The organism is Pseudotamlana haliotis (genome assembly GCF_008806375.1).
In the GTDB taxonomy this organism is placed as follows: domain Bacteria; phylum Bacteroidota; class Bacteroidia; order Flavobacteriales; family Flavobacteriaceae; genus Pseudotamlana; species Pseudotamlana haliotis.
On record NZ_WAAT01000046.1, the window covers coordinates 95,741 to 115,307 of the forward strand.

At 36.2% G+C, this 19,567-nt stretch carries 16 protein-coding genes; 3 read left to right on the plus strand and 13 right to left on the minus strand.

Annotation, left to right across the window (positions count from 1 at the left end; translation table 11 throughout):
- Nucleotides 1-21: 21 nt before the first annotated feature.
- Entirely contained in the window at nucleotides 22-870 is an 849-nt protein-coding gene (locus tag F6U93_RS10685) for a glycosyltransferase family 2 protein (RefSeq protein WP_150939629.1), read from the plus strand.
- Here F6U93_RS10685 and F6U93_RS10690 read toward each other — a convergent pair.
- Complete coding sequence (locus F6U93_RS10690; RefSeq protein ID WP_150939631.1) at nucleotides 863-1,672, minus strand: DNA/RNA non-specific endonuclease; 810 nt, start codon at nucleotides 1,670-1,672, stop codon at nucleotides 863-865. The two genes, F6U93_RS10685 and F6U93_RS10690, sit on opposite strands and share 8 nt — an antisense overlap.
- Nucleotides 1,673-3,325, minus strand: a complete 1,653-nt coding sequence (gene pafA, locus F6U93_RS10695; protein WP_150939633.1) for an alkaline phosphatase PafA — start codon at nucleotides 3,323-3,325, stop codon at nucleotides 1,673-1,675.
- Nucleotides 3,326-3,434: 109 nt separating this feature from the next.
- Here pafA and F6U93_RS10700 point away from each other — a divergent pair, with 109 nt between their 5' ends.
- Together F6U93_RS10700 and F6U93_RS10705 are read left to right on the plus strand one after the other, a co-directional pair.
- Nucleotides 3,435-4,172 (plus strand): MlaE family ABC transporter permease, encoded by a 738-nt coding sequence (locus tag F6U93_RS10700; RefSeq protein WP_150939635.1) that lies wholly within the window; start codon nucleotides 3,435-3,437, stop codon nucleotides 4,170-4,172.
- Nucleotides 4,172-4,939 (plus strand): ABC transporter ATP-binding protein, encoded by a 768-nt coding sequence (locus tag F6U93_RS10705; RefSeq protein ID WP_150939637.1) that lies wholly within the window; start codon nucleotides 4,172-4,174, stop codon nucleotides 4,937-4,939. Before F6U93_RS10700 ends, F6U93_RS10705 begins: the two co-directional genes overlap by 1 nt.
- Nucleotides 4,940-5,119: 180 nt before the next feature.
- Here the strand turns inward: F6U93_RS10705 and F6U93_RS10710 are convergent, their stop codons facing one another.
- The 11 genes from F6U93_RS10710 to porU form a co-directional block, all read right to left on the minus strand.
- Nucleotides 5,120-6,622, minus strand: coding sequence for a DUF389 domain-containing protein (locus F6U93_RS10710; protein ID WP_150939639.1), 1,503 nt, complete (start codon nucleotides 6,620-6,622; stop codon nucleotides 5,120-5,122).
- Between the two features lie 6 nt (nucleotides 6,623-6,628).
- Nucleotides 6,629-7,708, minus strand: coding sequence for a mannose-1-phosphate guanylyltransferase (locus F6U93_RS10715; protein WP_150939641.1), 1,080 nt, complete (start codon nucleotides 7,706-7,708; stop codon nucleotides 6,629-6,631).
- Nucleotides 7,709-7,713: 5 nt separating this feature from the next.
- Nucleotides 7,714-8,310 (minus strand): SprT-like domain-containing protein, encoded by a 597-nt coding sequence (locus tag F6U93_RS10720; protein WP_150939643.1) that lies wholly within the window; start codon nucleotides 8,308-8,310, stop codon nucleotides 7,714-7,716.
- Nucleotides 8,311-8,374: 64 nt separating this feature from the next.
- Nucleotides 8,375-9,025, minus strand: coding sequence for an HAD family hydrolase (locus F6U93_RS10725; protein WP_150939645.1), 651 nt, complete (start codon nucleotides 9,023-9,025; stop codon nucleotides 8,375-8,377).
- A gap of 8 nt (nucleotides 9,026-9,033) precedes the next feature.
- Entirely contained in the window at nucleotides 9,034-9,717 is a 684-nt protein-coding gene (locus F6U93_RS10730; protein ID WP_150939647.1) for an SDR family NAD(P)-dependent oxidoreductase, read from the minus strand.
- Nucleotides 9,710-10,657 (minus strand): M28 family metallopeptidase, encoded by a 948-nt coding sequence (locus tag F6U93_RS10735; protein WP_150939649.1) that lies wholly within the window; start codon nucleotides 10,655-10,657, stop codon nucleotides 9,710-9,712. Before F6U93_RS10735 ends, F6U93_RS10730 begins: the two co-directional genes overlap by 8 nt.
- Nucleotides 10,658-10,745: 88 nt before the next feature.
- Nucleotides 10,746-12,371 carry a pyruvate dehydrogenase complex dihydrolipoamide acetyltransferase gene (locus tag F6U93_RS10740; protein ID WP_150939651.1) on the minus strand — a complete coding sequence of 542 codons (1,626 nt, stop codon included), beginning with the start codon at nucleotides 12,369-12,371 and terminating at the stop codon, nucleotides 10,746-10,748.
- A gap of 3 nt (nucleotides 12,372-12,374) precedes the next feature.
- Nucleotides 12,375-13,373 (minus strand): pyruvate dehydrogenase (acetyl-transferring) E1 component subunit alpha, encoded by a 999-nt coding sequence (gene pdhA / locus F6U93_RS10745; RefSeq protein ID WP_150939653.1) that lies wholly within the window; start codon nucleotides 13,371-13,373, stop codon nucleotides 12,375-12,377.
- A 204-nt stretch (nucleotides 13,374-13,577) separates the two neighbouring features.
- Nucleotides 13,578-14,063 (minus strand): cytidine deaminase, encoded by a 486-nt coding sequence (gene cdd, locus F6U93_RS10750; RefSeq protein WP_150939655.1) that lies wholly within the window; start codon nucleotides 14,061-14,063, stop codon nucleotides 13,578-13,580.
- A 107-nt stretch (nucleotides 14,064-14,170) separates the two neighbouring features.
- The gene (gene porV / locus F6U93_RS10755; RefSeq protein ID WP_150939657.1) at nucleotides 14,171-15,415 is read right to left on the minus strand and encodes a type IX secretion system outer membrane channel protein PorV; all 1,245 of its coding nucleotides are present in this window, start codon (nucleotides 15,413-15,415) and stop codon (nucleotides 14,171-14,173) included.
- A 34-nt stretch (nucleotides 15,416-15,449) separates the two neighbouring features.
- Nucleotides 15,450-19,334, minus strand: a complete 3,885-nt coding sequence (gene porU / locus F6U93_RS10760; protein WP_150939659.1) for a type IX secretion system sortase PorU — start codon at nucleotides 19,332-19,334, stop codon at nucleotides 15,450-15,452.
- Nucleotides 19,335-19,567 lie beyond the last annotated feature (233 nt).

The following is a 19,567-nucleotide window of genomic DNA, read 5'->3' on the forward strand; positions in this document are numbered from 1 at the left end:
CACCCTATAAAAAATTCTATTTTGAATTTCTACATTGTCATTCCAGCACATAACGAAGAAACCTCGATTGGGCTCACTTTAGAGTCTTTGGTCAATCAAACCTTGTTGCCAAAACGTGTGGTTGTGGTGAATGATAATTCAACAGATAAAACACAATCTATTGTAAACGCTTTCGCGGAAAAGCATCCGTTTATTTCATTGGTGAATTCAAAATCATCAAACAAGCATTTGCCAGGTTCTAAAATCATCAATGCCTTTTACAAAGGTTTTGAAACTTTAGATGAAGCATACGATGTGATTTGTAAATTTGATGCCGATCTTATTTTTCCGAAGCATTATTTAGAACAATTAGCTTCACATTTTAAAGCCAACCCGAATCTTGGTATGGCCGCTGGATTCTGTTATATTGAAAAAAATAACGAGTGGGTTTTAGAAAACCTCACTAATAAAGACCATATTCGAGGTGCGTTAAAAGCCTACAGAAGGGCTTGTTTTGAAGAAATCGGACAACTAAAACCTTCCATGGGTTGGGACACCGTTGATGAACTACTGGCTAAATATTACGGTTGGGCACTCATCACCGACGAATCCTTACACGTGAAGCATTTAAAACCAACAGGAATCAGCTATAACAAAGCTTCAAAGTACCTACAAGGGGAAGCCATGTATAAAATGCGCTATGGTTTTACAATCACCTTAATTTCAGCTGCAAAACTGGCCTTTAAAAAGAAAAGTTTCGCTTTGTTTAAAGATTATCTTGCCGGTTATTTTAAAGGAAAAAAAGATCAAATTGATTTTTTAGTTTCCGAAGAAGAAGGGAAATTCATTAGAAACCTCCGTTGGAAAGGCATGCTCGCCAAGTTTAGTTAAACACCCAATTTTTATACTCCGCTGACGCTTCCAGTTGATCTTCTAAATCATCGTCCAACTCTGGAAAGAAATCAATACCAGTAAGGGTTTCAATTTGATCTACAGGCACTACAAAATCATAAAGTGGTTTATTGGAGTTTTTATGAGGTATTAAAAACCCAATCATTTTAGTATTCCCGCCATTATAATCAACCAATACTTTATAAAAGTAATTAGGAACAGTCACAGCTTCATCACCGATAACATCCAGGTTTCCCTTTAAAACACCGCCAGTCACTACAAAAACACCATCGTACTTGGCCGCCCAATACCGTACTTTTTGTTCTAAAGCATTCCAAATACCGGCATTAAATTCATGCTCTTGCGGACTAATATTACTGGTTAAAAACGTTTCAACATAGGCAGATTTACTCGACCGCCTGTCCCCTGCAGGGCACAGATGTCCGCGATCATAGCCTGAATTCTTATAATTACGCCAATGTGCCGCACCAGTCTTTACCGCAGGATCAATTTCAAAATATGGGCGTTTGAAATTATGACTTGATAAATCAGATTTTTTCAACTCATAAGCCACCCATTCTGGTTGTTCATGAGCTTCGCTATACGACAAAGAATAGCCTTTGTGATGCACCACCTCCCCAGTGGTACTTGTAGGTAAGAAGAAAGTATTTGTGGTTGTTTTCGGCGTACTACCTTCTTCAATAACACCTTGCTGTTCTTCTACTTTTAAATAATGTTCATAACCATACACACCTACCATGATAAGTGCGGCTACAATAGCATACAAACTCCGTTTACTCATTTATTTTAATACGTAACCTAAAGGTTTTCCTGTAGCAGCATTTGGAAAGCTAATGCCTAATAAGGTTGAAATGGTTGGTGCAATATCGGTAATACTGGTACGCTCTGTGGTTTCTCCGTGAGCTACCCCTTGTCCGAAAATCAAGAAAGGTACATGGGTATCATAATTTAAACCACTACCATGAGTTGATCCCGTTTTTCCGTATGAAATGTATGCTGGATCATTGACTAAAACCACATCTCCAGAACGTTTTTGATTAAACCCTCTTTTTATCATCCCCTCAATGCCTTCAGTGAATTCCGTTGAAACAATAGCATTTCTAGTATAAGCTTTTGAAATATGCATGTAAGACATTTGCTCTTCAACAATAGCATTTTGGACATCAACCGACTTTAGACCTAATTCTTTTAATTTGGCTTTATTCAAGAAAATCTGTTCGTTACTGATATTTTCAACCACCTCGGTTGTGCCATATGTTTTCACTAAAAAGTCGTTAAACACTTCTTTTCGGCCTTTGTTATCAAGATATCCTGAAGGAATATTGTGCGCGTGTAAATAAGCAGGAACATCAACTGCACCATGATCCGCAGTTAGAAACACCACATATTCTCCTTTTCCTACTTCTTTATCTAAAACATTAAAAAAACGCTCTAAATCTTTATCCAAACGGATATAAGTATCTTCTATTTCCTTTGAATTTACACCAAAATTATGTCCGACATAATCTGTACAAGAATAGCTAAGTGTAAGCACATCGGTAATACCATCTTGACCTAAATCTTCGCCTTCAATAGCAGCAATGGCAAAATCTGTGGTTAAACTATTTCCAAAAGGCGTTGCTTTTAAAATACTATAGTTACCATTTTGGTCTTTTAACTTTTTCAAATTGTATGGAAACGTTGCCGTTTCTTTACCTTTAAAACCACCTTCATAGTCGTTCAAATCGGGACCACTCGCCGTATAAGTATCCATGTCATAATACACATCCCACTTTTTAAGATATGACGCAGCTTGCTTACTAGAGTTAAATTTGCTCACCCATTTTGGAAGTGCTTCCATATAAAACGAGCTCGAAATAAAAACACCTTCATCATCGCCATGAAACCAATAGGCGGCATCTGCAGTATGACCAGCTGGTAAAATAGCACCACGGTCTTTCACCGAAATACCAATCGTTTTACCCTTCATTTGGGTAAATAATTTATTTTCATCTGCAAAAGTTGTTGTTAACATACGACTTGGTGACATTTTACCGGCCTTATCAGTGGTTCCTAATGGCTGTACACTTTCATCACCAGCGCAGTAAACCTCCTCCTTAGTTTCCTTATCATACCAATAATTAGAAATGATTCCATTGTATTTTGGAGTTGTTCCTGTAAATATTGCCGCATGACCAGGAGCGGTTTTCGTTGGCACATAATTAAAGTGGTTATTTTTACAGTTAAAACCTTCGCTAATCATACGCTTAAAACCACCATCTCCGTATCTTGAATCAAAACGTGTTAAATAATCATAACGCATTTGATCTACTACTATACCTACTACCAACTTTGGCTGTACAGGTGATTTTGAAGTATTTGAAACAGATTGCCCTTGTACTTTAGCAGAAAAACTAAATACAATAGTAAAAGCGATGTAAAATATATATTTCATTATCATTTAAATTTGGAAACTCAAAAATACATATTTAATACTGCCTTAATTTAAAATTAAGGTTAAATACCCCCAAGTTTTTTTTACTTTAGCAGCTACAAAATTGCATATGAAATACCTGCATAATATTGGAACTTATTTTTTGATGATTGGTGAAATGTTTCACAAACCCACAAAGTGGAGCGTCATGAAAAAACTTATTTTAAAAGATATCGATGACTTAATCATTGGCTCTTTAGGCATTGTTGCTTTTATTTCTTTTTTCGTGGGTGGTGTTGTTACCATTCAAACAGCTTTGAATATAGACAACCCCTTAATACCGCAATCTCTTATTGGTTTCGCCACGAGACAATCCATTTTATTAGAATTTGCTCCAACATTTGTTTCCATTGTTATGGCTGGTAAGGTTGGTTCTTTCATTACTTCTAGTATAGGAACCATGCGTGTTACCGAACAAATAGATGCTCTTGAAGTTATGGGTATTAATGCGGTAAACTATTTGGTTTTCCCTAAATTCATCGCTTTAATGCTTTACCCTTTTCTTATTTGTATAGGTATGTTTTTAGGAATTGTTGGCGGATTAGTAGCTTGTATGTATGGCGGATTTAGTTCCCCTGAAGCTTATATTACTGGTGTACAATTAGATTTTGATCCTTTTCATATTACCTATGCTTTTATAAAAACCTGTGTTTTTGGTTTTTTATTAGCCACTATTCCGTCTTACCATGGTTTTTATATGAAAGGTGGTGCCCTTGAAGTTGGTAAGGCCAGTACAACATCATTTGTTTGGACCAGTGTATTTATCATCCTTTTAAATTATTTACTAACCCAAATGTTATTAAGCTAATGATTGAAGTTAAAGATTTACGCAAATCGTTTGGTGATACCGAAATTTTAAAAGGCATTAACACCAACTTCGAAAAAGGGAAAACCAGTTTAATTATTGGTCAGAGTGGCGCTGGTAAAACGGTATTCCTAAAATGTTTGTTAGGTATTTTTGATTATGAAGGCGGATCTATTGCCTACGATGGAAAAATATTATCAAAACTTAGTGAAGACGAAAAAAGAAATATCCGTGCACAAATAGGCATGGTTTTTCAAGGCAGTGCTTTATTTGATTCGATGACCATTGCTGAGAACGTGATGTTCCCTTTACGTATGTTTACCAAACAAAGTAAAAGCGAAATGCAAGACCGTGTAGACTTTGTTTTAAACCGTGTCAACCTTGAAAATGCACACAATAAGATGCCTAGTGAAGCGTCAGGTGGGATGCAAAAACGTGTAGCTATTGCTCGCGCCATTGTAAATAAACCCAAATATTTATTTTGTGACGAACCTAATTCAGGTTTAGACCCAAAAACCGCCATTGTCATTGACAACCTCATTCAGGAAATTACAGAAGAATATCAAATCACAACGGTAATTAACTCGCATGATATGAATTCGGTGATGGAAATTGGGGAAAAAATTGTGTTTCTAAAAGACGGTTTAAAAGCTTGGGAAGGCTCTCATGAAAACATTTTCAGAACCGACAATGAGGTCGTTACTGATTTTGTTTACTCTTCAAACTTATTCAAAAAAGTGCGCAGAATGTACCTAGAAGAAAACAGTTAGTGTTATCTCGAAAACTATTTAATTGATTTCTCGTGAAGGCGTAAAGGAGTAGCGCATAAATTCTGTAAAATCAGTGTATATGTTTCTAAAAAATACTTCGTGAGTCTCTGTGAAACCTCTGCGAAGCTCTGTGTAATAACCCCCACTAGAGTGAGAGCGGCCAACCAACATCCAACAACCTTAATTCAAGCGCTTAACCACCAGAGTATCCAATTTAAGCTTTAGCTTCAGCCACTTTTCTAATTTCGATTTCTCTTTGGCACGTTGTTCTTCAGCGTAATCTTCTTTCCACTTAACGGAAAAAACTGAAATCGTATCTTTCTGCTTGAAATCGGTATTAATGACATTGGCATATGAAAAACGGTCAATATTTTCATAATTAATATTCAACTCTTCAGTAAGTCCTTCAAAAGCCAAATAACTACTCTCTAATTTAGAAAAGCGTCGTAAACGATTTTCTAAATATTTAATTTTATCTGTTTGCGACAAAAGGTCTAAAGAATCACGTGTACGCAGCTCCTCCATATACCTAAAATTATCTAAATTTTTAGAGCGATTCTGATTGATAACCAATTTGGTATTCTTTAAGGCGCTATAATCCTCCAAACGACTACTTAATATAGCGATGGTCGTTTCAGGAATTTCGTCTAAACCAAAAGTATTTAATTCAATAGTCGATTGTTTATCATCTATAAAAGTGTAAGAAGCGTTACTTTTAATGTAATCACCATGTGGTAAATCGCTTAACTCTTCTCTAATAAAATTACCGGCATCTCGCTTAAAATTACTTTCTTTTAACACGTTTAAGAAAGTCCAAACCGCGGGTACCATAACCACTATAGCCAACAACATGGCCGCTCTAGATATGAATTGACGACGTTTAGAATTCGCGTATTTAAGCATAGGAAACCTTAGCAGCTTCAATACTAAAAAGGTCGCTAAAGCGATGAAAATAGTGTTAATAGTAAACAAGTACATCGCCCCACCAAAATAAACAAAGTTACCTTTGGCCAAACCATAGCCCGCTGTACAAAGTGGTGGCATTAAGGCCGTAGCAATAGCTACCCCAAAAATAACAGAAGCAATGGTTCCTTTTTTAGTACGTGCAATAATTAAGGCTAAACCACCGAAGAAAGCGATAAGCACATCTCGAATATCAGGTCTTACACGCCCTAAGAGCTCCGATGTATCTTCACTCAAAGGAAAGAGCCAGAAAAACAGAAAAGCCGTTAATAAACTTAAAACAATCATCGTTGCTAAGTTTATCAAAGACTTCTTTAGGGTATCAATATCATTTATAGCAATGGACAGGCCTATACCTAAAATAGGGCCCATAAGCGGAGAAATTAACATGGCTCCAATAACCACAGCGGTAGAGTTGGCGTTCAATCCAATAGATGCTACAAAAATAGAACAGACCAAAATCCATGCGGTTGCGCCTTTAAAAGGAATATCGGCCACAATCGCTTTGGTTGTAGCTTCCCTATCCGTATCATCTCTAAAATCTAATAATTCTCTTAGAAAGATCTTGATACTATCAAAAAGACCTTGGGCATCCTTTTTAACGGCGTCCTTAGACTCTTTTACATTTTTATCTTTTTCAGCTTCAGCTGCTTCAGCAACCTTATTAGCCTTAGCTTCGGCTTCCTCTTCCGAAAAATTAAATTTACTTTCTTCGCTCATTTATGATTATCCGTATTGCTCTCCAAAGGTGTTCTTTACATTTTGGAGTACTTTTTTAATGTCTTGTTCCTTAGACTTAGGAAAGATAAGCAAAACTTCTTCTTTATCAACAATAATATAATCGTTCAGACCATCAACAACCACGATTTTATCTTTTTTCGTACGAATCATGTTCCCTGAAGCGTCTTCTGGCAGCACTCTAGCATTCACAACAGCATTACCGTTCTCGGTTTTATCCAGCTTGTCGTATAAGCTACCCCAGGTTCCTAGATCATTCCAATCGAATTCTGCAGCAATCACATAAACATTTTTAGACTTCTCCATGATGGCATAATCGACAGAAATATTTTCGGCCTTCGGGTAATTTTCTGCAATAAAATCGGCTTCGTCATCAGTATTATAAACAGGCAAACCTTTTTCAAATAATTCGAATAACCCTGGCTGATTTTTCTTAAAAGTATCAATTACCGTTTGTACGCTCCACATGAAAATCCCTGCATTCCACAAGAAATTCCCCTGGGATATAAAGTCTTTTGCGGTTTCGTAGTCTGGTTTTTCTCTAAATTGATTAACTGATTTTATCGCTTCCGCGGAAGACTTATCGTATTCTATATAACCATATCCTGTATTTGGAAATGTTGGCTGAATACCTAAAGTCATTAACGCATCATTTTTGGAACAAAATTCAAAAGCTTGCTCTACATTTTTTGAAAAGGTAGTTTCATCTTCAATCCAATGATCACTAGGCGCCACTATCATAACAGCATCTGGGTTTTCCTTCTGTATTTTTAAAGAAGCATATAAAATACAAGGTGCGGTATTACGCATGGCAGGTTCTAAAACCACTTGACGTTGTGTTACCTCAGGAAGCTGTTCTAAAACCAAATCATTATATCGGGCATTAGTTAAAATAAAAATATTTTCTTTCGGGATAAGCTTCGACAGTCTCTGAAATGTTTTCTGAATCAGGGTATCACCTGTGCCTAACATATCATGAAATTGCTTTGGAAATTCTTCAGTACTTACAGGCCAAAATCGAGATCCTACCCCTCCAGCCATTAATATGGCATAATAATTCTTATTCATAGTTTTTATTTTATCAATTCAACTTCTGCATTGGGATTAAACAGATATACACGACCTGTTTTTACTTCAATACACTCAAATCTTTTAACGCGTTGGGTCCCCATTTGAAATATTTTACCGTTATAGATCTTAAAAACACTTCCTTGCGGAACCTCAAAAATATAGGTTTTATCGTTAGGTTCATCATATTGTTTTAAAGCCAACGATAAGTTAACATCGGTATCACTACTTGCCTTGGGATTTTTAAAGTGTCTTGCCAGCAAAGGCAATAAATCTACAGGGAATATTTCAGGATTTAAAAACGGTAACATTAAATGCTGAAAGGTATACTTCCATTCTTTACCATGTGGTTTAATAGCTCTTCCATAGGTTTTGAAAGCTTCTAAATGAGCGACTTCATGAATCAAAGTTATTAAAAAGCGATACGAATTCAAATTAGAATTAATCGTGATTTCATGCTTTCCGTTAGGCAGACACCTATAATCACCATGACGCGTTTTACGCTCTTGCTTGATTTTAACAACTAAATTTTCGTGTTGTACAAGCTCTGAAATTTGAGCTAAAGCCTTTGGCGGAATGTATTTTTGAAGTTGCTCCTGCATTAAAACAAAAATAACAGAATTCTTTTAAAGTCCTTTTTAATTTGTGAAGAGAAATTGATAAAACTTAAGCCATTTCATTATTAATGAGCGCTAACAAGTCATCCATTTTAGAAAAAGTTTTAGTCGCAAGTGTTTGTAATTCATTTTCAGGGTCATGAGCTGTGTAACCAAAAACATCAAAGCCTCCTGCTTTAGCCGCTCGAACACCCGATAAGCTATCTTCTACAACCAAGCATTCTTCTGGTTTAAAGCCCATAGTTTTAGCTGCCCACAAAAAAACCGCTGGATCTGGTTTCCATTTTTTAAGCGCATAGCAACTAAAAATTTTACCTTTAAAAAAAGGTAGCAAACCAGCTAGCCCGAGGTTCAATTTAATTTTTGATTCCGGACCACTAGACGCCACACAAAACGGTAAATTTAGATTTCCAATAACATCTCTAACGCCATCCACAGCCTCCATCTTTTTCTCAAAAGCCTCAAAGCTACGAACTCGGTAAATAGCTTCTAAATCATCCGGTAGCTCCCGTTGGGTTAAATCGGCAATCATTTGTTTACAGGCCACGAAAAAGCTGCCTTTAAAATGTTTCATGCCATAATCTAAGTCGATGTTTGCCCCGTACGCGTTAGCAATGTCTACCAAAACTTGAATACTTGTTGGTTCGCTATCCACTAAAACACCGTCACAATCGAATATGATGCATTTGTATTTACTCATAGTATATATTAAGGCGTAGAATTAGAAACCTGTAACATTTTACCGTTATAATACTTGTTTCCGTTTAGTGAAAAATCTAAAATATATTCGGCCATTTCTAATGCTGTTGTTGGTGCTTGATAGCCCGGAAAGGCTTCTTCAAGCATTTCAGTTTGCACGGCTCCTAAAGCTAACACGTTAAAAGAGATGCCAGAATCTTTATATTCTTCAGCCAATAATTCTGTTAAGGTAATTACCGCGGCTTTACTCGAACTGTAAGCTGCCAGACCAGGAAATTTCATTGAGCCTTGCACACCTCCCATGGAGCTAATAGTTACCACATGACTTTGGGTTTTCATAAAGGGTAACACCACACGCGTTAATTCGGCAACACCGTAAACATTGGTTTTATACACGCTTTCAAAATCAGCCATTGATAATTCTGAAAAAGGTTTGTTCACCAAAGCGCCTGCATTATTAATTAAGACATCAACCTGTTTCCAATTCTCATTGATAAAGCTTTCTACTTTGTTATAAGCCTTACTATCGGCTAAATCGAATGAAAACGCTGTTACGTTTTTTAGTTTTAAGTTGAAAATAGGCTTTTCATTCCGCGAAAGCGCTAAAACTTGGTGCCCAGCATCAGAAAACAACTTGACTAGTTCAAAACCAATACCGCGACTGGTTCCAGTGATTATAATATTTTTACTCATGTAACTTAAATTCTTTGGTTTCTGAATTAATCATCCCTTCCAGAGCAGGAATCATCTTATTAATGAACGTGGTCATGTGTTCAAAATCTAAAGCTTCTACCTCGTCATCTACATGATGATAATAGTCAAAATTGGTAAAATCGAAGGTTGAAATAGCCTGCGCAGGCACCTTAAAAGCGTTATAAAATGGATAATTATCAGAACGTTTAAATAAATTATAAGCTTTGGCTTGAGGCAGAAAGCCAATAAGCTCTTCTTTAGCATAACTATTTAATTTTTCAGCCATATTTGATTTTTTATAACCTGTAACATAAGCCGCAATTTCGCCTTCCGCTCTTGGCACACCAATCATTTCAAAATTGATCATGGTATACAAATCGATTTTCAAGTCTTTCAAACGCTTAGCCAGGTGATCTGACCCCTTTAAGCCCATTTCTTCAGCATCATAAAGTGTAAATAAAATACTGCGCTTATTAGATTTTGTTTCGGCAAAATATTTGGCCCATTCCATGACAGCAACGGTCCCTGAAGCATCATCATTAGCTCCGTTGGCTACTGTATCACCGTTTACTGCTTTTGCAGAACCAATGTGATCATAATGCCCACCTAGAATCACAAATTCATTTTTCAATTTAGGATCCTGACCTTCTAAATACCCAACTATATTGTAACCTATCAGCCTCTTAATATTAAAACTATCTCTATAGGTTTCAAAAAAAGGATTCACAGCGTTATTTTTAAAAAAAGTCTCGATATATACGGCTGCTTTTTCCAAACCTGCTGTGCCTGTTTTTCGGCCTTCTAAAGCATCAGAGGCTAGGTAATTCATGCTTTTTTCAATACTTTCTTTTAAAGCAGTATAATCTGATTGGTTTTGTACTTCCTGTGCTCCACAGGTCAAAACAGGTAATAAAAAGAGTAAATAGTATATGTTCTTCATAGTTTAAAGATAAAAAAAACCTGTTTCTTTTAACGGAAACAGGTTTTAATATTATGTGGTATTTCTTCTTTCGAAGGAATGCTATAGATTATAATAACATTGAAATCGGGTTTTCAATAAATCCTTTTAATGTTTGAAGGAATTGAGCACCTGTAGCACCATCAACCGTTCTATGGTCGGCTGCTAAACAAAGTTTCATAGTATTTCCTACTACAATTTCACCGTCTTTTACAACTGGTTTTTGAACAATAGCTCCAACAGAAAGAATCGCTGAATTAGGTTGGTTAATGATAGAAGTAAAACTATCGATTCCAAACATACCTAAGTTAGAGATAGTAAATGTACTACCTTCCATTTCTTCAAGAGATAATTTCTTAGTTTTAGCTTTAATAGCGAAATCTTTTACAGCAGCCCCAATATTTGTTAACTTTTGTTCGTCAGCAAACTTAACAACTGGTACAACAAGACCATCTTCTACGGCAACAGCTACACCAATATGTACATGGTGATTTAATTTCATTTTATCGTCAAACCACTGAGAGTTCACTTGAGGGTGTTGCTTTAATGCCATAGCACAAGCTTTAACCACGATATCATTAAATGAAACTTTAGTATCAGGAACGGCATTAACTTCCTTACGGAATGCAATGGCATTGTCCATGTTAAACTCAACATTTAAATAATAGTGAGGTGCTGTAAACTTAGATTTCCCTAAGTTTTTAGCAATAGCCTTACGCATGTTAGAGTTTTTAATTTCTTCAAAACTCTCTTCTCCAACTACAGATGCTACAGGAGCTCCGACAGCGGCAGCAGGTGCAGCAGCTTTAGGGGTAAAGTTTTCAACATCACGTTTAATAACACGTCCACCTTCTCCTGATCCAGGAATATCTGCAATTTTAAATCCTTTTTCTTCTGCCATTTTTTTAGCTAAAGGCGACACATATACACGGCCTCCTTCTGGAACGGCAGTTGGTGTAGGTGCAGCAGCTTGTTTTGGCGCAGCGGCTTTAGGAGCCTCTTTTTTAGGTGCAGCAGCTTTAGGGGCTTCTGCCTTAGCTGGAGCAGCAGCAGGTGCAGCACCAAAATTATCTGCAACTCCAGAAACATCTGTTCCTGCAGGGCCAATAATTGCTAATAATGAATCTACTTTTGCAGACTCTCCTTCTTGTAATCCTATTTCTAATAAAGTACCTGATTGGAATGATTCAAATTCCATAGTAGCTTTATCTGTTTCAATTTCAGCTAAAATATCGCCTTCCTCTACAGAATCACCTACTTTTTTCAACCAAGTGGCTACCGTACCTTCTTCCATGGTATCACTTAAACGCGGCATAGTCACCACAATAACACCTTCTGGTAATTCAGCAGCTTCAGGAGCAGCTTCCTCTTTTGGAGCTTCTTCTGATTTTGATTCTGTTTCTTCTGCAGCAGGAGCAGCGCTTCCACCACCGTTTAATAAACCTGAAATATCTTCACCTTCATCACCAATAATAGCTAAAAGCTCATCTACTTTAGTCGTTTCACCTTCTTGAACCCCGATATGAAGTAATGTTCCTTCATTGAAAGACTCAAATTCCATAGTTGCTTTATCGGTTTCGATTTCAGCTAGAATATCACCTTCTTCAATTTTGTCTCCTACTTTTTTTAACCAAGCCGCTACCGTACCTTCTTCCATGGTATCGCTTAAACGCGGCATATTTACTACTATTGCCATAGTCTATATTTTATGTTGAATGAATGGATAATCTTCTTGTTCGTAAACCATATCGTAAAGCTGTTGCTTTTCTGGATACGGCGACTCATCTGCAAACTTCTCGCATTCTAAAACGCGTTCTTTAACACGTTTATCAATTTCTTTAATATCGTCTTCTGTTGCGTATTTCTTTTTAAGAATAATATCTTTCACTTGCGTGATAGGATCTATTTTCTTGTATTCAGCAACTTCGTCTTTTGTTCTGTAGTGTTGAGCATCACTCATTGAGTGCCCTCTATAACGGTATGTTTTTAACTCTAAGAAAGTTGGTCCATCACCACGACGTCCTCTTTGGATTGCTTCATCAAAAGCTTCAGCAACTTTGATTGGGTTCATACCATCAACAGGTGCACAAGGCATATCGTATCCTAAACCTAATTTCCAAATATCAGTATGATTAGCAGTACGTTCTACTGAAGTACCCATCGCATATCCGTTGTTTTCACAAACAAATATTACAGGTAATTTCCAAAGCATCGCTAAGTTAAAAGCCTCGTGAAGAGACCCTTGTCTAGCAGCACCATCACCAAAACAACATAAGGTAACCGCATCACTACCGTGGTATTTATCACCAAAAGCGATACCTGCACCTAAAGGAATTTGACCTCCTACAATACCGTGACCACCATAAAATCTAAATTCTTTAGAAAAAATATGCATAGAACCACCCATACCTTTAGAGGTTCCTGTAGCTTTTCCGTACAATTCTGCCATAACACGTTTAGGGTCTACCCCCATACCAATTGGTTGTACGTGATTACGATAAGCAGTAATCATTTTGTCCTTAGTTAAGTCCATAGCGTGTAAAGCACCAGCTAATACAGCTTCTTGTCCGTTATATAAGTGAAGAAATCCTCTTACTTTCTGTTGAATGTAAACTGCAGCAAGTTTGTCTTCAAACTTTCTCCAGAACAACATGTCTTCGTACCATTTGAGGTAAACCTCTTTTGTGATTTTTTGCATGGAATAATTTTATGATAATTTATAAGCGACTACAAAAGTAACACTTTGTGCTGTAATGCAAAAACGCATTTTCACTAAAGTGCGAAAAAAATCGAAATATTGTAGTCTTAATTGACTCCTTTGAGTATTTCATAATTATTTGACTCTATTTTATATTTTTTTCAAAATATGACCGAATTTTAGACCTAAACAGCACGCTATGAATTAAAAAAGAACTGATTTATCGAACACATAAGGCAATAAATTTAAAACCGAATCTGATTTTGCTACGGCGCCCATTTCACCCATAAAATATATTTCTATAGGCTCATCCTGCTTTATTTCATATTCTACCATAGCCTGTCTACATGCGCCACAAGGAGGAATGGGTTTACTAGTAGGTGCATTTATAGCCGTTGCTGAAATCGTCATACACACTATTTTTGCATCTGGATATTGTGCTCCTGCATAATAAATAGCCGTTCGCTCAGCACAAAGCCCTGATGGATAAGAAGCATTCTCTTGGTTATTTCCTGTAACAACCTCTCCATTATCAAGTAATAAGGCAGCGCCCACTTGAAAATTAGAATACGGTGCATAAGCACGGGTTCTGGCTAACATGGCTTTTTCCATTAAATCAGACACATCACTTGGGAGCTCTTCTAAATTTTCATAAACAAATAACTTAGATTCTAATTTCACTTCTTTCATAGGCCGTAAAAATTTTAATTCATACTACAAGTTAGGAAACTCTTAGAAACAAAAAAACTATTGCTTTCACAATAGTTTTTTTTAAAAGGTAATTCAATATTTATATTTTAATATTCGGTATAAGCTCCTGCTCCAATATTAAAGGTTAACGAGAAACGTAAAGTGCCTTCTAACGGACTTTGTACTTGAGACGTTGAAAATAAATATGATAAATCAATATTTACAACACTTGCTTTAAATCCTGCTCCTAAAGCCATAAATTGCCTAGCACCTTTTTCTACAGATTCATGGAAATATCCAGCTCTAAAAGCAAAAGCATCTTGATAGGTATATTCTGCACCTAATGCCCAAGTAATTTCCTGCATTTCTTCTTTAAAACCTCCTGGCGCATCTCCAAACGATTGAAACATCCCTTTAAAAAAGCCCACGTCGTCAGACTTTCCTGCGTAAATCACATCAGAGGTACGTGACACCTCCGTATCTATACTATCGTCAAATTCACCATCACCGTCAACATCTACAAAAGTAACTTCATCACCTAAAATTGGTGGGGTAGGTACTAAAAGCTTTGTAAACTCAGTAGTCACCGCTATTTTGTTATAATCATCGAAGATGAAATCAAATCCACCACCAAGTCTTAAATTGGTTGGTTGAAAGTTTTCTTGACCAGCTTCATCATACTTGAATTTCGGACCAATATTTTGAATAGCAAATCCACCACGCCATCTTCCGTTAAAATCATCATAAGCTTCTTCTTCACTTTGGTAATATCCAGAAATATCTACACCAAAGGTACTTGCTGGAGAAGTATCATTTGTACCATCATTTAACTTTAAATCTGAACGCAAATAACGCATAGCAACACTCATTGCAAAACGGTCATTCAAACGTAAGGCATAAGCTGCATCAAAAGCAAATTCATTAGGACGTTGAGTATATGGCTCTGTATATTCATTTTGCACAAACTCAATATCGCCTAATGAAAAATATCTTAAACTTCCCGAAAAGGCACTACGTTCATCTATTCGATTGTAATACGTCAAACTTCCTAAGAAGATATCGTTTACTAACTTCCCTAAGTACGGTGTATAACTTACACCAACACCAGATTTAGTTTCCGCGAAAGCGTATTTTGAAGTGTTCCATTGTTGTGAAAAAGCATCAACTGAAGTCGCTACACCCATATCACCCATACTTGCTGAGCGCGCATCTGAAGCAATAAGTAAAAATGGCACTCCAGTAGTGATTACTCTACTATCATTATTGTTAGGAATTATGGTTGTTTCTGTAGTTTGGGCTTCTAGTTTAAAAATGAAAGCAAAAGCTATTAATAGCAATAATCTATTTTTCATGAATTTTAGTTTAGTTAGCAAATATAATTTTTTATTACAGTATTACAAGTTTCTCAATTTTTTCTACCGTTTTATTCAATAACGTAGAATGTACCTTCAATTTGTAAACGTATACCCCTTTACCAATTTTAGCACCAAAATCATCTCTACCGTCCCAGACAATATCTCGAGATAAAGAACTATTCACTACGGCTCCACCCGAAGTTTGTCCATTTAATGTTCTTACTAATTTCCCGGAGACAGTAAATATCTGTATAGAAACGTCTAAAGACTCCGAACTATTGTGATTGAACCAAAATTCGGTATAATCAACAAAAGGATTTGGGTAATTAAGTACGTTATTAATCACCAATTCTTGATCCTTATCAAAGACCATAAATTGAATTTCAGAAACTGAAGAATTATTATACACATCCCATGCCTTAAGGGTTAAGGTGTGTAATCCTGGTTCTAAATCTCTTAAAGGGAAACTCACTACGCCTCGTGTGTAATCGTCTACTTCTGTTTGATAGTAATCATTTAAAATTATTGGATTTTTTTCATCACCATCAAGTATTGCAACAATATCATGACCAATACCACTGGCGGTATTCACGCCATTAAGGTCCTCTAATTTCACTAATAAAGTTGGTGATTCATTGGTAATCCCACCGGTAACAAAGTTTTCATCATTCATATATAGATTAATGACCGGCCCTTCATTATCTTCGGGAGCATTTTCATTCAAACCACCTATTTTAACCACGTTCTCACTAGCACCAGCTTGATCAAATGTTGAGGCTTCATTTTCTGCGTAAAAATTCACTCGACCATACCCCACAGGAATACCAATATCTTTTGGCACCACAAAATCAAACTCAAATTGTCCGTTATTCACTGTGGCTTGTCCTCTAAAAATAATTTCGCCAAGCGTTTTAAAATCTAAAACAACGAGCTCCCCATTAAATTTGGTTCCATCATTTGCCAAGGTACTTCTATCAATATATTTATCATAAATTGTGGTGGATAGCACGCCACTATAGTCTGTGAGCACATTTCCCGAAACATCGGTAACTTCTCCTGCTAACTTGACTTTACTTAATGCTTTTAGGGTGTCGGTTGCTTGCGCTAATGGCACATCGTTAATTTTAGTCAACCGAATACTTGGCTTAGCAAAACTCAACTTCATTGCGGGGTCACCAATAAAAAATATCAATCGACGTTGACTATTATTTGACACCGCTGGGTCAGCTTTTGCTAACCTTAGAGCTTCAGCCATAGACGGATACTCATCATCAGCGTAAGCATCAGTATCACTATAAGAAAACAAATACTGCCCCAGAATTTTATTAAAATTAATAGCAAAACTAACGTAAATCTGACGTGTGGTTGTGATTAATCCTATTGCTCCGGCTTGTTTGTTCCAAAAGGTAAATTCGCCAGCAGTTTCACGATAAGGGTTGTCAAATCGAGTAAACTCACAAGTCACCGTTACAAAGCAATTGAGTTTATTGTAATTTCTAAAATTTTCAATGTCTGGCTTAGATAAAATACGCTCTTGAGCTAAACCATCCTCCCCCCCGTGACCAAAATAATTCACAACCAAAGCACCTTTATCAACAGCATTAGAAATTTCTGTGTTTACTGTTGGATATCGGTTTCCTCCAGAAGACGTTTCTTGAACATAAGCATCTGAGTGAATTTTAAGCACATTAATAAATGGCTTTTTCTCAGTGACCAGATTACCAATTTCATCGGTAGTTCCTTGTATGACTCCTTCCCAATTAGCATCAACATCATCTGAAATTACCACAAAATTATTACGCCAACTTCCGTAAGACTCCTTTTCATAATAGTAAGCTACCTTATCTACCAATTCCTTGGCACGCTGTTGGGTATCAGCAATCATGCGTCCCACAGCAATATCCAACATATCTGTACTCGCCATACTTCCTTCATGATCATCCATCATACCGTAAAAATCATCTGAAACATAGGAGCTTGCCAAACTAAAACTATTATAAGAATACCAAGAAGGCACAATATTAGTATTATTCGGCACACGGTCTTTATAGTCAAAAGACCCATCACCAAATAAACACAGGTATTTTATACGTTTATCAGGAGAACTCGCATTATCATAGATATACTTCACTACATTTCTAATAGCCCCTACATCTTGATTTCCTGTGGAAAATTCAGCGTAAATTTCATCTAAACCTAACACTTTTACATTCAAACCGTATTGCTCGCGATTGATATCAGCCAAGCGTTCGGCATGGTTTATCATATTGTTTGGAGACACAATGAGATAATCTACGTCTTGAAAATTACCTTGAGCATTTTGAAAAATATTGCCTTTAATATCTTGATTAACCACTGTAGTGTTTCCGTCCATTTTAGGCTCAAAATAATCAGAAGCACTTAAGGCCACATAGGTTTTAAGGCTTCCTAAAGGTGCTTTAAAACTAAAAGCTTCATCTCTTTGTGAATTTTCAATACTTGAAACATTATAAATATCTGTAACATCCCAAACTTCAGTCAAATTAGAGGCATTAGAAATATTATACTGCCCAACTCCTGCAGCTGATGTCACCGCACTATTTTTAAATTCAAACTGTTTTTCTGAAAAAGTTAAGGCAGATATCGCTTCAATAGAAATATAATCGAGATAAGCTTCAATACTTGGATTACCTTGATTATTAAAGTTTAGACCTACAGCAATTTTGGAATCACTAACATCAACACTTGTATATAGCGCATTCCCTGATGCTAGGTTCGGACTAGAAACACCGTTTAAATTTAACGTTGACACGGCTGTTCCGTTTACATTCACATCAAAAGAACAACGTGTACCATTTACAGCACCCACTAAAACATTAAGTTGCACAGGTTCAGTGGTTATTATATTTGGAAAATCAAATTCAAAAACTTGATTGTTCTGAATATCAAACTTATCACCAAACCAACGTCTTCCTAAGGAAATTAAATTATAATCATCTATTTCATGAAACTGATAGGCTTCATAAGAATCTATCATCATATCAACAGTACCTGTTGGCTCCATAAATGATTGAATACGTTTTCCGTCAGCCGTTGGGCTCACATTGATATAATAATAGGTTTTATCTGTATAGCAATTAATATGTGTTTGACTTACAGCATCGTAGCCTTTAGGTCCACGACCATAAAACAAAATATAATCCTGATTATCAAAAACACCATCTTCTCCTCCTACAGCCTTAACAGCATTTTCCGGAACATCATAAGGATAAGGCTCAGCGTTAGAATAAGGAATCATTTCCCCGCCATGACCATAAAGTTTAATACGATTAGGATTCATATTATTCATATCAATCCCTAAGCCTTCTAAAAAGTGTTTTGACAACTTAAAAACGCCAGTGGTATCAATATAAAATTTAAACCATTTTCCTGAATTTAGAACCGAATTAGACAACCCTTTGGAAGAAACATAATTTTTACCAAAGGAAGAAACTCTAGCCGTTATACCCTGTTTATAATTAAGCTGAAAAGCTGTGATTTTTTTGTAGCGACCATCAGCTCCTTTAATAATTGGTTTAAGCTGAAATGAAACATAACGTTGATTTCGCGCTACTGAGTTTTTAAGAAGAAACTCAAGTTGTGTTGGAATTTTTTCCAAATCCAAATCTTTTAATTCGGAAACTGAAATATTTTCATAAACAACTTGACTTAAGGATGCTGAAGTCTCGTCAACCTGAGTCTGGCTTTCCCATTGATCAACAAAAAGAAGTCCGGCTTCCGTATGATTGAAATTAGATTTATTAAAACCAGGTACTTCTATCATAAAACCAGAACCTGCTAATGTTTTGGATCCTTCCCAAGTAATGGTATACGATTTTTGCTGTGCGTATAACCCCATTGAGGCAAACAACACTAAAAAGAAAATATTATTTTTCATTGATAAATTAACGTCATTAACAATATGTTATTATTAAAAAGAAATAACATTTTTTCAAAGTCGCTCAAAAATACAATAATAAATTTGTTAAACCTTCGTTAACATAACTGAAAACGCAACGAAAAAGAGGTCAAATCATCGTTGTAAGGACTAAAAAACAGGACGAAATACATGATTTTTTAGTCTAAATGTAATTATTAGCTTGCAATATTCGGTTTAATTCTTATATTGCA